This window comes from Stenotrophomonas sp. LARHCG68 (assembly GCF_052871705.1).
Genome location: NZ_JBIXJV010000007.1, coordinates 83,437 through 96,455 on the forward strand (window position 1 = coordinate 83,437; position 13,019 = coordinate 96,455).

Consider the following 13,019-nt stretch of genomic DNA (forward strand, 5'->3'; position numbering starts at 1 on the left):
TTTCCCCCAGAATCCGAACCGCGTGCGCCGAGCCTTCCGCCTGCTTCCCCTGCCCCTGGGTATCGCCATCTGTCTGCCCGCGATGGCCGATGACAAGCCCGTGAACTGGGGGCTGTGCCCGGCCACCGAGTCCCTGCCCGCCTTCGAGGAGGCCCCCCAGGCCGACCCGAAAAGCGCGGCCAACCGCGAGCAGTTGCCGACTGACATCGAAGGCAACGAGCTGACCGGCACCACCGTGATCCCCGAATACCAGGGCAACGTGGTGCTCAAGCGCGGCGACCAGTTCATGGGCACCGACAGCCTGCGCCTGGACACCGAAAGCGGTAACTACATCGCCGAGGGCAACGTCCGCTATTCGGACTCCTCGATCCGCATGGTCGCCGAGCGGGCCGAAGGCAACCAGGAAACCGACACCCACAAGATCAGCAACATCCAGTACCAGCTGGTCTCGCGGCGCGGCAACGGTGGTGCCGAGTCGATCGACCTGCAGGGCTCGGTCGGCCAGATGCACCATTCCACCTACACCACCTGCGACCCCTCGCAGCCGGTGTGGAAGCTGGTGGCCCCGCAGATCGAAGTGGACAACGAGGAAGGCTTCGGCACCGCCCGCAATGCCGTGCTGCGCATCGGCAAGGTGCCGGTGCTGTACGCGCCGTGGTTCAAGTTCCCGATCGACGACCGCCGCCAGACCGGCCTGCTGTATCCCAAGCTGAGCATGTCCGGCCGCAATGGCTTCGACTACGAGCAGCCGATCTACTTCAACCTGGCACCGAACTACGACGACACGCTGAGCCCGCGCTACATGAGCAAGCGCGGTCTGATGCTGGAGAACGAGTTCCGTTACCTGTACAGCGGCGGCAAGGGCCAGCTGGAGACGGCCTACCTGCCCAACGACTCGCTGCGCGACAAGGACCGCGGGCGCATCCAGTACAGCGGGTACCACAACATCGACAGCCACTGGCAGGCCCGTGCCAACCTGGGCTGGGTCAGCGACGAGCGCTACGTGGAGGACTTCTCCAACCGCCTGCTCGGCATCACCTCGTCCAACCTGCAGAGCACCATCGGCCTATACGGCTCCGGCCGCAGCTGGACCGCCGGGGTGATGGCCGACCACTGGCAGCTGACCGACTACACCCTGACCGAGAGCTCCTTGGCCTACAACCGTGAGCCGCGCTTCTTCGGCACCTGGGACGAGAGTTTCGGCCGCTGGTTCGAAGCTGGCGTCTACGCCGAGGCGGTGCGCTTCACCCACGACGACGTCCACCTCAAGACCCAGAACGCCGATGGCGAGTACGAACGCACCGGTGTCGTAAGGCCGATGTACGGCGGCTCCCGCCTGGACATCAAGCCCTACGTGTCGATGCCGCTGGCCGGTGCCTCCTGGTACATCACCCCGACCCTGGCCTGGCGCTACACCGCCTACCAGCTGGACCGCGGGATGGTCGCCAACGGCGCGGACCGCACCCCGACCCGCAGCCTGCCGATCACCACCGTGGACGCCGGCCTGTTCTTCGACCGCGAGACCTCGCTCGGGGGCAAGTCCTACCTGAACACGCTGGAGCCGCGGATCTTCTACCTGAACACCCCGTACCGCGAGCAGAGCAACCTGCCGTTGTTCGATACCCGTGCATTCACCTTCAGCTGGGGCCAGCTGTTCCGCGACAGCCGCTACACCGGCGCCGACCGACAGAACGACGCCAACCAGCTGACCACCGCCCTGACCACGCGCCTGATCCGCCAGGAGGATGGCCGCGAGAAGCTGTCGGCGAGCATTGGCCAGATCACCTACTTCGACGACTCCCGCGTCACCCTGAACAGTGGCGAGGCGCCGGTCGAGCAGGGCAACTCGGCGTGGGTGGCCGACGTCAACTGGGCGCTCACCGACCGCTGGACGCTGGGCAGCACCTACCAGTGGAACCCGAAATACGGCAAGGAAGACCTGGCCAGCATCCGCGCCCGCTACCTGATGCCGGGCGACGGCGTGGTCAACCTGAGCTACCGCTACCGCCGCAACCCGAACAACGGTACCGACCAGCTCGAACAGGCCGACCTGTCCTTCCTGTACCCGATCAACCCCACCTGGAGCGTGGTCGGCCGCTATTACTACTCCCTGCTGGACAACAAGCCGCTGGAAATCATCGGCGGCGTGCAGTGGGACAGCTGCTGCCTGACGGTCCGCGCCCTGGCCCGTCGCTACGTCCGCAACCGCGACGGCGACCTGGACAACTCCTTCCAGATCGAGTTCGTGCTCAAGGGCCTGAGCTCGGTCGGGCAGGACACAGACCGCACCTTGCGCCGTGCTATTCTCGGCTACAACCGAGACGACCTGTACCTCGTTCCGCCGAGCAACATCGAGGCGAACGATGACGACTACGATCCGAACCAGATTCCATGACCAAGACCCTTTCTGCAGTCCTCGCCAGCGTGCTGGCGCTTTCCGGCGTGTCCGCCCCGGCCGTTGCCCAGCAGCAGCCGCTGGATCGCATCGCCGCCATCGTTGATGAGGACGTGATCCTGCAGAGTGAGCTGCAGCGGGCGGTCAACAACATCAAGGGCCAGTACGCCGGCCGCGAAGCCCAGCTGCCGCCCGAAGCGGTGCTGGAGCGTCAGGTGCTGGAGCGGCTGGTGCTGGTCAAGCTGCAGGTCGCCCGTGCCGAGGGCAGCGGCATCCGCGTCGGTGACGAGGAGCTCAACCACGCCATCGGCAGCATCGCCCAGCAGAACGGCACCACCGTGGACGGCCTGCGCCAGCGCCTGGCCCAGGACGGCATCGGCTTCACCGACTTCCGCAACTCGGTGCGCGAGGAAATCATCACCCAGCGCCTGCGCCAGAGCTTCGCGCAGAGCCGCATCAGCGTCAGCGAAGGCGAAGTGGACGCGGCCCTGGCACAGCAGAACGCCGGCGGCGCGCAGTACCACCTGGCGCACATCCTGGTCGCCCTGCCCGAAGGCGCCAACGCCGAGCAGATCGCCACCGGCCAGAGCAAGGTGGACGGCATCAAGAACCTGCTGGACAAGGGCGAGCTGGACTTCGCCGCGGCGGCAGTGCGCTACTCCGACAGCCCCAACGCGCTGGAAAGCGGCGACCTGGGCTGGCGCAGCCTGGATGAAATCCCCAGCGCATTCTCCAACCAGATCAAGAACATGAAGGCCGGCGACGTGCTCGGCCCGATCCGCGGCCCCAGCGGCTTCCAGTTGCTCAAGCTGGTGGAAGTGCGTGAAGCCGGGGCCGGCGGCGGCTCCGCCGCGCAGGTCACCGAGTTCCACGCCCGCCACATCCTGGTGCGCATCACCGACCAGGTGGACGAGGCGGCAGCCAAGGCCAGGATCGACACCCTGCGCGCCCGCATCGCCGGCGGCGCCGACTTCCAGGCCGTGGCCAAGGAGTCCTCCGACGATGCCAACAGCCGTGGCCAGGGCGGTGACCTGGGCTGGTTCCCGGCCGATGCCTTTGGCCCGGACTTCGGCAAGCAGATCGAAGGCGTCAGCGATGGTGGCGTGACCGCACCGTTCCGCACCGATGCCGGCTGGCACATCGTGCAGCGCGTGGGTACGCGCCAGACCGATGTCACCGACGACAACAAGCGCGCGCAGATCCGTGACCAGATCGGTCGCCGCAAGCTCGACGATGAGTACAACCGCTTCCTGCAGGAACTGCGTGGCGATGCCTACGTCAGCTTCCGCAGCGGCGACCGCGCCGAAGGCACCGCCGAGCCGGCCGCCGAACCGGCCAAGCCGTAAGCCATGATTCCCCAGCTCGCTCTGGTCCCGGGCGAGCCCTCCGGGATCGGCCCGGAACTGTGTATCCGTCTTGCCCAACAGCCGCGCAGTGATTGCCGGCTGTTGGCGTTTGCGGACCCGCAAACCCTGCGCGACGCCGCTGCCGCGCTGCAGCTGCCGCTGCAACTGCTGCCCGAACACGCCCGGGCCCAACAGCCCGGTGACCTGCGCCTGCGCCCGGTCGCCAATGCCGTCCCCAGCCGCTTTGGACACGCCGACCCACGCAACGCGCGCGCGGTGATCGATGCCTTGCACGGGGCCGGGCAAGCCTGCCTGGACGGCACGCTTGATGGCGTGGTGACCGGCCCGGTGCACAAGGCCGTCATCAACGACGGCGGCATCGCCTACAGCGGCACCACCGAGTTGCTGGCCCAGCAGGCCGGGGTCGAGGTGGTGATGATGCTGGCCAACGACATCGTCCGCGTCGCGCTGGCCACCACCCACCTGCCACTGCGCGAGGTCGCCGACGCGATCACCGCAGACGGCCTGCGCAAGGTCATCCTCACCACCCATCGCGCGCTGCGCCGTGACTTCGGCCTGACCGAGCCCCGCATCGCGGTGCTCGGGCTGAACCCACACGCCGGCGAGGATGGCCATCTGGGCCGCGAGGAGCTGGACGTGATGATCCCGCTGCTGGACCAGCTGCGCGCCGAGGGCATCGCCCTGATCGGCCCGCTGCCGGCCGATACCGCCTTCCTGCCGGCCAAGCTGGCCGGCTTCGACGCCGTGCTGGCCATGTACCACGACCAGGGCTTGCCGGTGCTCAAGTACAGCGGCTTCGAACAGGCCACCAACATCACCCTCGGCCTGCCCTACCCGCGCGTGGCGGTGGACCACGGCACCGCGCTGGACCTGGCCGGCAAGGGCATCGCCGACCCCTCCAGCCTGTTCGCCGCCACGGAACTGTGCGCCAGGCTGGCCGCACAACGTAAAATCACCGCATGAATTCCTCCCATTCCCCGCGCACCGGCGCAGGTTTCACCGCGCCGGCGAAGAAGCAGCTGGGCCAGCACTTCCTGGCCGACACGCATTACGTCGAAAAGATCGTGATGGCGGTCAACCCGAAGGACGGCGACCGCCTGGTCGAGATCGGCCCGGGCCAGGGTGCCATCACCTTCCCGCTGCTGCGCCGCCACCCGAAGCTGACCGTCATCGAGTTCGACCGCGACCTGATCGCGCCGTTGACCGAGGCCGCCGCCCCCCTGGGTGAACTGACCATCGTCCACCGCGACGTGCTGCAGGTCGATTTCACCGCGCTGGCCGCTGGCGGAAAGATCCGCCTGGTCGGCAACCTGCCCTACAACATTTCCTCGCCGATCCTGTTCCATGCACTGGAGCACGCCGCGGCGATCTCGGACATGACCTTCATGCTGCAGAAGGAAGTGGTCGACCGCATGGCCGCCGGCCCGGGCAGCAAGGTCTATGGCCGCCTGAGCGTGATGCTGCAGGCCTGGTGCGAGGTGACGTCGCTGTTCGTGGTGCCGCCAGGCGCGTTCCGGCCACCGCCGAAGGTGGACTCTGCCGTGGCCCGGCTAGTGCCGCGCGACCCCGCCACAATCGGCATCGATGACCCCGGACGCTTCGCCGAAGTGGTCAAGGCCGCCTTCGGGCAACGCCGCAAGACGCTGCGCAACGCCCTCAACGGCGTCATCGACGAAGCCGGCTTCGCCGCCGCCGGGGTCCGCAGCGACGCCCGCGCCGAACAGCTGGAAGTGGCCGATTTCATCCGACTGGCGAACGTACCGCACGCCTGAGTGCGACATCTGCGCAAACCGATCACCTGCTTTTGCTTACACTCCCCCCATGGAAGAATCCCGCCACTACGCGATCGAGATCGAGGTTTCCCCTCGTTTCATCGACGACCAGTCGGCCCCTGAAGACGGGCGCTTCGCGTTCGCCTACACGATCCGCATCCAGAACCGCGGCAGCGTCCCCGCGCGGCTGATCAGCCGCCATTGGCGCATCACCGACGGCGAGGGCCGGGTCGAGCACGTCGACGGCGACGGCGTGGTCGGCGAACAGCCACGGCTGCGCCCGGGCGAGGAGTTCAGCTATACCTCCGGCGTCATGATCGGCACCGAGTACGGCACCATGCAGGGCCACTACGACATGCTCGCCGACGACGGCACCGAGTTCGCCGCGCCGATCGCACCGTTCGTGCTGTCCATTCCCAGGACGCTGCACTGATGGCGACCTGGGCAATCGGCGACCTGCAGGGCTGTTACGACGTCACCCAGTCGCTGCTGGAGAAGATCAACTTCGACCCCGCCGCAGACCGGCTCTGGTTCTGCGGCGACCTGGTCAACCGTGGCGGGCAATCGCTGGAGACCCTGCGCCTGGTGCATTCGCTGCGCGAGCAGAGCGTGGTGGTGCTGGGCAACCATGACCTGTCGCTGCTGGCCATCGGCGCCCGCAGCGAAGAGGAGCAGCGCAAGGTCAACCCGGACCTGCAGCGCATCGTGCTGGCCGAGGACCGCGACACCCTGCTCGACTGGCTGCGCCTGCAGAAGCTGGTGCACGCCGACCGCGAACTGGGCTGGATGATGTTCCATGCCGGGCTGGCGCCGAAGTGGACCGTCGCCCTGGCCGAGAAGCATGCCCGCGAGGTCGAGCAGCAACTGCACGGCAACGGCTACCGCAAGCTGTTCCGCAACATGTACGGCGACAAGCCGGCCTGGTCGCCGGGGCTGAGCGGCTATGACCGCTCGCGCGCGATCATCAACATCTTCACCCGCATGCGCTACTGCACCCCCAGTGGCCGCATCGGCATGGAGGACAAGGGCACGCCCGGCACCCAACCGCAGGGCATGTACCCCTGGTTCGAAGTACCCGGCCGCGTGGAGCGCGAGCTGAAGATGGTCTGCGGCCACTGGTCGGCGCTGGGCCTGACCATCACCCAGGGCGTGCACGCCATCGACACCGGTGCGGTCTGGGGCGGCAAGCTCACCGCGCTGCAGCTGGACAGCGAGGACCTGCGCGTGGTGCAGGTGCCGGGCCGTGACGTGCCCGCGCCGGTCCCCGGTGCGCATCCGCCGCGCAAACCCAAGCCGGAGCGCCCGGCCGAGCCCCGCGGCGAGCAGCCCGCGCGCGGCGAACCGCGCCGTCGCCCGCGCCGTCGGCGACCGGGTGCGGGTAATGGCGGTGGCAACAATGCCGGCACCCACGGCGCTCCGCCCACCGTCGGGCCGGGTGAATGATCCGCGGGCCATCAGCCCTGCTGCTGATGGCCTCCGTCCTGCTCGGCGCCTGCCGGCAGGAAGTTCCCCACTCCACTGAACTGCCGCCTGCGCGTGCCCAGGCACCGGCGCTCACGTCCGTACCGCTGGTGGCCGCGGCACGCGCGCAGGTCGGCGTGACCGTGCGTTACGACCCGGCCTACTTCGCATTGGCCTATCCCGAAGGCGATCCTCCACGGGACCGCGGGGTCTGCACCGACGTGGTGGTACGCGCATTGCGCGGGGTCGGCATCGACCTGCAGGCGCGCATCCATGAGGACATGCGCGCGCACTTTTCCGAGTACCCCCCGCTATGGGGCCTGTCGCGCACGGACCGCAACATCGACCACCGGCGCGTACCCAACCAGATGCGCTGGATGCAGCGCCAGGGTTGGGAATTGCCGATCAGCGCGCAACCGGGCGACTACGCTCCCGGCGACATCGTCGCGTGGAAGCTCAACGGCAATGGCCTGCTGCACGTGGGCATCGTGTCCGATCGCCTGCTGGACGATGGCACGCCGCTGGTGCTGCACAACATCGCGCGCGGCACGCAGGAGGAAGACCTGTTGTTCCGGCACACGATCATTGGGCATTACCGGATGCCGGGTTAAGGCAAAGGCTTACCCCTCCCCTTGGCTGCGCCAAAGGGAGGGGGCGTATCCTGCGAGCGTTCAGATCATCGCCGTGCGAGCGTCGTTCGGATCACCGCCCTGCGAGCGCTCAGATCATCGCGCAGCCGCTGTTGCCCCCTCCCTTTGGCGCAGCCAAGGGGAGGGCTGGGGAGGGGTGTTTGTTCCGGCAACCTGAAACGGCGCCGGCTTCGCGGCCGAGGCTGCGCCTACCGACGGATGTAATGGGCGAAGCGGAAGGCGTAGGCGTGCCGTGCATCGGCCGCGTGCGGCTGGCTGTCCACTTCCTGCCACTGGGCCGGGTCCACGGCCGGGAAATGCGTATCGGCCACCACCTCGGCGTCCACCCAGGTCAGGTACAGGTCGGTGGCCTGCTCGATCAGCAATCGGTAGATCTCACCCCCACCGATCACGCACAGTTCGGACGCGCCTTGCGCCAGCGCGATGGCCTGCGCCTGCTGCAGCGATGCCACCGCCCGCATGCCCTCGAACGGCACCTGGCCGCTGCGGGTCAGCACCAGGTTGGTCCGTCCCGGCAGCGCGCGACCGAGCGACTGCGCGGTCCTGCGCCCCATCAGGATCGGCTTGCCCAGCGTGAGCGCCTTGAAGTGCCTGAAATCATCCGGCAGGTGCCACGGCATGCCGTTGTCCTGGCCGATGCCGCGATTGCGGTCCAGCGCGGCAATCATCGACAGCCGCAGCTGCACCGGGGTTGCCGCTTCGCCGTTCGCCGTTCCCATCCCCTGGCTCACACCGCCACCGGTGCCTTGATCGCCGGGTGCGGGTCGTAGCCGTCGATGCGGATGTCCTCGAAACGGAAACCGAACAGGTCGGTGACCTCCGGGTTCAACCACAGCGTCGGCAGCGCGCGCGGCGCACGCGACAACTGTTCGCGCGCCTGCTCGTAGTGATTGGAATACAGGTGCGCATCGCCCAGCGTGTGCACGAAATCGCCCACGCCCAGGCCGGTGGCCTGCGCCACCATGTGGGTCAGCAACGCGTAGCTGGCGATGTTGAACGGCACGCCGAGGAAGATGTCGCCGCTGCGCTGGTACAACTGGCAGCTGAGCTTGCCGTCGACCACGTAGAACTGGAACAGGTTGTGGCAGGGCATCAGCGCCATCTGCGACAACTCGCCCACGTTCCATGCGCTGACCACCAGCCGGCGCGAATCCGGGTTGCGCTTGATCTCCTCGACCAACCACTGCATCTGGTCGATCTCGCGCCCGTCGGCGGTGGCCCAGCTGCGCCACTGCTTGCCGTAGACCGGGCCGAGGTCGCCGTTGGCATCGGCCCACTCGTCCCAGATCCGCACGTTGTTGTCCTTCAGGTAGGCGATGTTGGTATCGCCCTTCAGGAACCACAGCAGCTCGTGGATGATCGAGCGCAGGTGCAGCTTCTTGGTGGTGACCAGCGGGAAGCCTTCGTTGAGGTCGAAGCGCATCTGCCAGCCGAACACGCTGCGCGTGCCGGTGCCGGTGCGGTCGGACTTCTCGCTGCCGTGCTCGAGCACGTGCCGCAGCAGATCCAGGTAGGGCTTCACGCTTTTTCCTCCAGCGGCAGGGCCGGCTGCAGCACCGGGGCACGGCGCGACATCACCAGCAGGATCACGCCCAGCGCGACCAGCGGCAGGCTCAGGATCTGGCCACGGGTCAGCCAGTCAAACGCCACGTAGGCGCCGTTGTCGGGCATGCGCACGAACTCGACCAGGAAGCGGAAGGCGCCGTACATCAACGCGAACAGGCCGGACACGGCGTAACGCGGGCGCGGCTTCATCGAGTACAGCCACAGCACCACGAACATCACCAGCCCTTCCAGCACCGCTTCATACAACTGCGAGGGATGGCGCGCGTACTGGGTGAGCAGCCCGGCGGCGAAGTCCTGCTTGATCTGCGCGGCCGACATCAGCTGCTCCATCGTCGGCAGGCCCGCCGGCACGTCCTTCAACGGCGAATGCGGGAACACCACGCCCCAGCCGGAATGGGTGAACTTGCCCCACAACTCACCGCCGACGAAATTGCCCAGCCGGCCGAAGCCCAGGCCCAGCGGCACCAGCGGCGCGACGAAATCAATGGTGTCGAAGAAGTGCTGGCGCTGCTTGCGCGTCCACCACCAGCCGGCGATCAGCACGCCGAGCAGGCCGCCATGGAAGCTCATGCCGCCTTCCCATACGCGCAGCAGCAGCAACGGGTTATGCAGGAACTCGGCGGTGGCATAGAACAGCATGTAGCCGATGCGCCCGCCCAGCACCACGCCGAGCATGGCGTAGAACAGCAGGTCCGAAAAACCGTTCATGCTCACGCCCGGCAGGCGCCCGGCGAGGATCCGCTGCCGGCCCAGCCACCAGGCGGCGCCGAAGCCCAGCAGATACATGATGCCGTACCAGTGCACCGAGATCGGCCCCAGGCTGAAGGCGATGGGGTCTATGTCATGGAGATAGATCATGAAGGCACTGTCTGGCGAACGAAGTCCTATTCTCGGGGCTGCATTCCCTGCGTCAACCGCCCACTCAGCCAAGCAGCTGCGGGCGGTCAGGCAACTCGTTGCCACGTGGTCGGTCCGGGTCGGCGGGAAAGTGCCGGGCCAGCAGCTGCGAGACCTCGGCCACGGCGGCCAACACGGCCGCCTCGCGGTCGCCACTGCCCAGTTGCACGCGCAGGTGCTCGCAGACCTGCTGCCACTGCCCGGCCTCGATGCGGCCCGAAAGGCCGCGGTCGGGCACGATCTCGATGGCGTGGTCGGCCAGCAGCAGGTAGATCAGCACTCCGTTGTTGGCCTCGGTGTCCCAGGTGCGCAGCACCGCGAAGGCATGCTCGGCGCGCTGCCGGGCATCCACGCCCCGCCACAGCATCGGCAAGGACAGGTCCGACTCCACGGCGAACATCACCTGGCCGCCGTGCTGGCGCTCACCGTCGGCGATGGCCCGGGCGATCCGCTCCAGGCTGGCTTCCGGGAAAACCGCATGGGCCGAGGGCGAAAACACATGGCGCAACCAGCGCATCACCAGCTCCCCGAGGCGCCACCGCCTCCCGATCGCCCGCCGCCGCCGGACCAGCCACCGCCGCCGCCGAAGCCTCCGCCACCGCCAAAGCCCCCGCTCCCCCAGCCCCCGCCCCCGCCGCGGGCGAAGCCGCCCGAAGCCCTGCCGAAGGAGAAGAACAGCGCGGCGAAGGCCGCCATCACGCCATTGGCCAGCGTCAGCAGCAGCGCACCGGCAAGCCCGGCCAGCACCGCGGCAAGCAAGCCGCGCACGGCCTTGGGCTGCCGCGCCAACAGCAGGCGCATCAGCACCGCGGCAACCACGCCGATGCCGATCGCGAACAGGAAGCTGTCCTCGCCGCCGTCCCTGCGCCCGCGGTTGCTGCTGACCTGGGCCGGCAGCTGCTCGCCATCAATCAGCTTGACCAGCACCCCTGTGGCGGCGGTGATGCCGCCGGCATAGTCGTCCTGGCGGAAATGCGGCACCAGGTACTCCTGGATCACCCGGTTGGCGATGGCATCGGGGATCGCCCCTTCCAGCCCGTAGCCGGGCTCGATGCGTACCCGCCGGTCGTCCTTGGCCACCACCAGCAACACCGCGTCATCCACGCCCTTGCGCCCGACCTTCCATTCGTCGAAGACACGGGAGGTGTACTGGGCGATGTCCTCGGGCTGGGTGGTGGGCACGATCAACACCTGCAGCTGGCTGCCCTTGCGCTGCTGCAGGGCCAGCGCCTGCTGCTCGAGTGCCTGCTTCTGCGCTGTGTCCAGGGTGCCGGTGGCGTCCACCACCGGCGAGTCCAGCGGCGGGATCGGGGCCCGTTGCTGGGCCACCGCCACGCCTGCCCAGCCCACGCCAAGCAGGCACAGCAACAGCCACAGCCGCGGCAGCAGGCCGGTCATCGGCACGAACTCACTGCGCCGGCGCAGGCGCAGGCGCCGGTTGCGGTGCCGGCGGCTGCGGCTGCTGGTTGCCGAAGTTGACCGCCGGCGGCTGGGCGATCTGTGCCTCGTTCTCCACGCTGAAATTCGGCTTGGCCGCATAGCCGAACATCTTGGCGGTGATCACCTGCGGGAACGAGCGGATATAGGTGTTGTAGTCCTGCACCAGCTGGATGTAGCGGCCGCGGGCCACGGTGATGCGGTTCTCGGTGCCTTCCAGCTGCGCCTGCAGGTCACGGAAGTTCTGGTCCGACTTCAGCGTCGGGTAGTTCTCGCTGACCACCAGCAGCCTCGACAGCGCGCTGCCCAGCTCGCCCTGGGCCTGCTGGAACTGGGCCAGCGAGTCGGCATCGTCGGCGTTGACCTGGATCTGGCCGACCTTGGCGCGGGCGTTGGTGACCTCGGTCAGCACCTGGCGCTCCTGCTGGGCGTAACCCTGCACGGTGTTGACCAGGTTGGGGATCAGGTCGGCGCGGCGCTTGTACTGGTTCAGCACCTCGGACCAGCCGGCCTTGACCGCCTCGTCCTTCTGCTGGATGGCGTTGTAGCCACACCCGGAAATGGAGATTGCCGCCACGACGAGCAGCATCAAGCGGAGGAACTGGCGCATGGTCGGGTCCTTGGACGTCGGAGTGCCGAGCATGCCACGGCCGGGGTGCAGCGTGTGCCAAAGCAAAGGGCCGGCAATGCCGGCCCTTTGTGATTCGTTTACCAGTCTTCCGAACCCGGTACGTGGTGCTGCTTGGCGTTGCGCCGCATCAGCAGGTTCAGCCACTCGACCAGGACCGAGAAGCCCATCGCCGCGTAGATGTAGGGCTTGGGCACGTGGACATCGAAGCCGTCCAGCACCAGCACCGTGCCGACCATCAGGATAAAGGCCAGCGCCAGCAGCTTCACGGTCGGGTTGGCGTCGATGAAGCGGCCCAGCGGGTTGGCCGCCAGCAGCATCACCGCCACCGACAGCAGCACCGCGCAGACCATCACCGGCACGTGGTCGGCGATGCCGACGGCGGTGATCACCGAGTCCAGCGAGAACACGATGTCGATCACCGCGATCTGCGCGATCACCATGCCGAACGCGGCCGAGGCCTTGGTGGTGGTCGGGTCGGCGTCTTCACCGCCACTGACCAGCTCGCGGATTTCCTTGATGCCCTTGTAGAGCAGGAACAGGCCACCGACGATCAGCACCAGGTCGCGGATGGAGATGCCCATCCCGGCGATGGTGAACAGGTTGTTCTCCATGTGCGCCAGGTAGGCCAGCGAGATCAGCAGCAGGATGCGGGTGATGCAGGCCACCGCGATGCCGACGCGACGCGCCAGCGGGCGCTTGTGCTCGGGCAGGCGCCCCACCGCGATGGAGATGAACACCAGGTTGTCGATGCCCAGCACGATTTCCAGCGCACTGAGCATGAACAGCGTGACCCATACGTTCGGGTCGGCAAGAAACTCAAAAGACATGCACGCAATCCTTCAA

The 13,019-nt window shown here is 67.7% G+C and carries 14 protein-coding genes; 7 read left to right on the forward strand and 7 right to left on the reverse strand.

All coding sequences use genetic code 11. The features are described from left to right. Nucleotides 1-22: 22 nt before the first annotated feature. From lptD to ACIPR8_RS17985, 7 genes are read left to right on the forward strand one after another with little or no spacing between them, the layout of a single operon-like run. On the forward strand, nucleotides 23-2,395 hold the full coding sequence (gene lptD, locus ACIPR8_RS17955) for an LPS-assembly protein LptD (RefSeq protein ID WP_446541899.1): 2,373 nt from the start codon (nucleotides 23-25) through the stop codon (nucleotides 2,393-2,395). Beyond that, on the forward strand, nucleotides 2,392-3,741 hold the full coding sequence (locus ACIPR8_RS17960) for a peptidylprolyl isomerase (protein ID WP_192286652.1): 1,350 nt from the start codon (nucleotides 2,392-2,394) through the stop codon (nucleotides 3,739-3,741). Before lptD ends, ACIPR8_RS17960 begins: the two co-directional genes overlap by 4 nt. A 3-nt stretch (nucleotides 3,742-3,744) precedes the next feature. Beyond that, entirely contained in the window at nucleotides 3,745-4,725 is a 981-nt protein-coding gene (gene pdxA, locus ACIPR8_RS17965; protein WP_446541900.1) for a 4-hydroxythreonine-4-phosphate dehydrogenase PdxA, read from the forward strand. Further along, entirely contained in the window at nucleotides 4,722-5,534 is an 813-nt protein-coding gene (gene rsmA / locus ACIPR8_RS17970; RefSeq protein ID WP_446541901.1) for a 16S rRNA (adenine(1518)-N(6)/adenine(1519)-N(6))-dimethyltransferase RsmA, read from the forward strand. Before pdxA ends, rsmA begins: the two co-directional genes overlap by 4 nt. A 49-nt stretch (nucleotides 5,535-5,583) precedes the next feature. Then, nucleotides 5,584-5,967, forward strand: a complete 384-nt coding sequence (gene apaG / locus ACIPR8_RS17975; RefSeq protein WP_132864950.1) for a Co2+/Mg2+ efflux protein ApaG — start codon at nucleotides 5,584-5,586, stop codon at nucleotides 5,965-5,967. Further along, on the forward strand, nucleotides 5,967-6,977 hold the full coding sequence (locus ACIPR8_RS17980) for a symmetrical bis(5'-nucleosyl)-tetraphosphatase (RefSeq protein WP_446541902.1): 1,011 nt from the start codon (nucleotides 5,967-5,969) through the stop codon (nucleotides 6,975-6,977). Before apaG ends, ACIPR8_RS17980 begins: the two co-directional genes overlap by 1 nt. Nucleotides 6,978-7,003: 26 nt before the next feature. Then, nucleotides 7,004-7,606, forward strand: a complete 603-nt coding sequence (locus ACIPR8_RS17985) for a DUF1287 domain-containing protein (protein WP_446541903.1) — start codon at nucleotides 7,004-7,006, stop codon at nucleotides 7,604-7,606. 227 nt (nucleotides 7,607-7,833) lie between these two features. On the opposite strand, the gene ACIPR8_RS17990 is transcribed toward ACIPR8_RS17985, so the two are convergent. The 7 genes from ACIPR8_RS17990 to ACIPR8_RS18020 form a co-directional block, all read right to left on the reverse strand. Next, complete coding sequence (locus ACIPR8_RS17990; RefSeq protein ID WP_446541961.1) at nucleotides 7,834-8,325, reverse strand: dihydrofolate reductase; 492 nt, start codon at nucleotides 8,323-8,325, stop codon at nucleotides 7,834-7,836. A gap of 47 nt (nucleotides 8,326-8,372) precedes the next feature. Next, complete coding sequence (locus ACIPR8_RS17995; protein WP_192286656.1) at nucleotides 8,373-9,167, reverse strand: thymidylate synthase; 795 nt, start codon at nucleotides 9,165-9,167, stop codon at nucleotides 8,373-8,375. Then, entirely contained in the window at nucleotides 9,164-10,069 is a 906-nt protein-coding gene (gene lgt, locus ACIPR8_RS18000; protein WP_446541904.1) for a prolipoprotein diacylglyceryl transferase, read from the reverse strand. The genes ACIPR8_RS17995 and lgt overlap by 4 nt, the downstream gene beginning before the upstream one ends. Nucleotides 10,070-10,133: 64 nt before the next feature. Continuing rightward, a complete protein-coding gene (locus ACIPR8_RS18005) occupies nucleotides 10,134-10,625 on the reverse strand; it encodes a TPM domain-containing protein (protein WP_132864955.1) in 492 nt (163 codons plus the stop codon). After that, nucleotides 10,625-11,506 carry a TPM domain-containing protein gene (locus ACIPR8_RS18010; protein ID WP_446541905.1) on the reverse strand — a complete coding sequence of 294 codons (882 nt, stop codon included), beginning with the start codon at nucleotides 11,504-11,506 and terminating at the stop codon, nucleotides 10,625-10,627. The genes ACIPR8_RS18005 and ACIPR8_RS18010 overlap by 1 nt, the downstream gene beginning before the upstream one ends. Before the next feature lie 10 nt (nucleotides 11,507-11,516). After that, nucleotides 11,517-12,155 (reverse strand): LemA family protein, encoded by a 639-nt coding sequence (locus tag ACIPR8_RS18015; RefSeq protein WP_446541906.1) that lies wholly within the window; start codon nucleotides 12,153-12,155, stop codon nucleotides 11,517-11,519. 98 nt (nucleotides 12,156-12,253) lie between these two features. Further along, entirely contained in the window at nucleotides 12,254-13,003 is a 750-nt protein-coding gene (locus tag ACIPR8_RS18020; RefSeq protein ID WP_132864958.1) for a TerC family protein, read from the reverse strand. Nucleotides 13,004-13,019: the final 16 nt, after the last annotated feature.

Excerpts from the sequence above, each read along its gene's own strand:
- ACIPR8_RS18010 (WP_446541905.1), bottom strand. The coding sequence starts at position 11,506 with ATGACCGGCCTGCTGCCGCGGCTGTGGCTGTTGCTGTGCCTGCTTGGC.
- ACIPR8_RS18015 (WP_446541906.1), bottom strand. The coding sequence starts at position 12,155 with ATGCGCCAGTTCCTCCGCTTGATGCTGCTCGTCGTGGCGGCAATCTCC.
- ACIPR8_RS17985 (WP_446541903.1), top strand. The coding sequence starts at position 7,004 with ATGGCCTCCGTCCTGCTCGGCGCCTGCCGGCAGGAAGTTCCCCACTCC.
- lgt (WP_446541904.1), bottom strand. The coding sequence starts at position 10,069 with ATGATCTATCTCCATGACATAGACCCCATCGCCTTCAGCCTGGGGCCG.
- pdxA (WP_446541900.1), top strand. The coding sequence starts at position 3,745 with ATGATTCCCCAGCTCGCTCTGGTCCCGGGCGAGCCCTCCGGGATCGGC.
- ACIPR8_RS17960 (WP_192286652.1), top strand. The coding sequence starts at position 2,392 with ATGACCAAGACCCTTTCTGCAGTCCTCGCCAGCGTGCTGGCGCTTTCC.
- ACIPR8_RS18005 (WP_132864955.1), bottom strand. The coding sequence starts at position 10,625 with ATGCGCTGGTTGCGCCATGTGTTTTCGCCCTCGGCCCATGCGGTTTTC.
- ACIPR8_RS17980 (WP_446541902.1), top strand. The coding sequence starts at position 5,967 with ATGGCGACCTGGGCAATCGGCGACCTGCAGGGCTGTTACGACGTCACC.
- rsmA (WP_446541901.1), top strand. The coding sequence starts at position 4,722 with ATGAATTCCTCCCATTCCCCGCGCACCGGCGCAGGTTTCACCGCGCCG.
- ACIPR8_RS18020 (WP_132864958.1), bottom strand. The coding sequence starts at position 13,003 with ATGTCTTTTGAGTTTCTTGCCGACCCGAACGTATGGGTCACGCTGTTC.
- apaG (WP_132864950.1), top strand. The coding sequence starts at position 5,584 with ATGGAAGAATCCCGCCACTACGCGATCGAGATCGAGGTTTCCCCTCGT.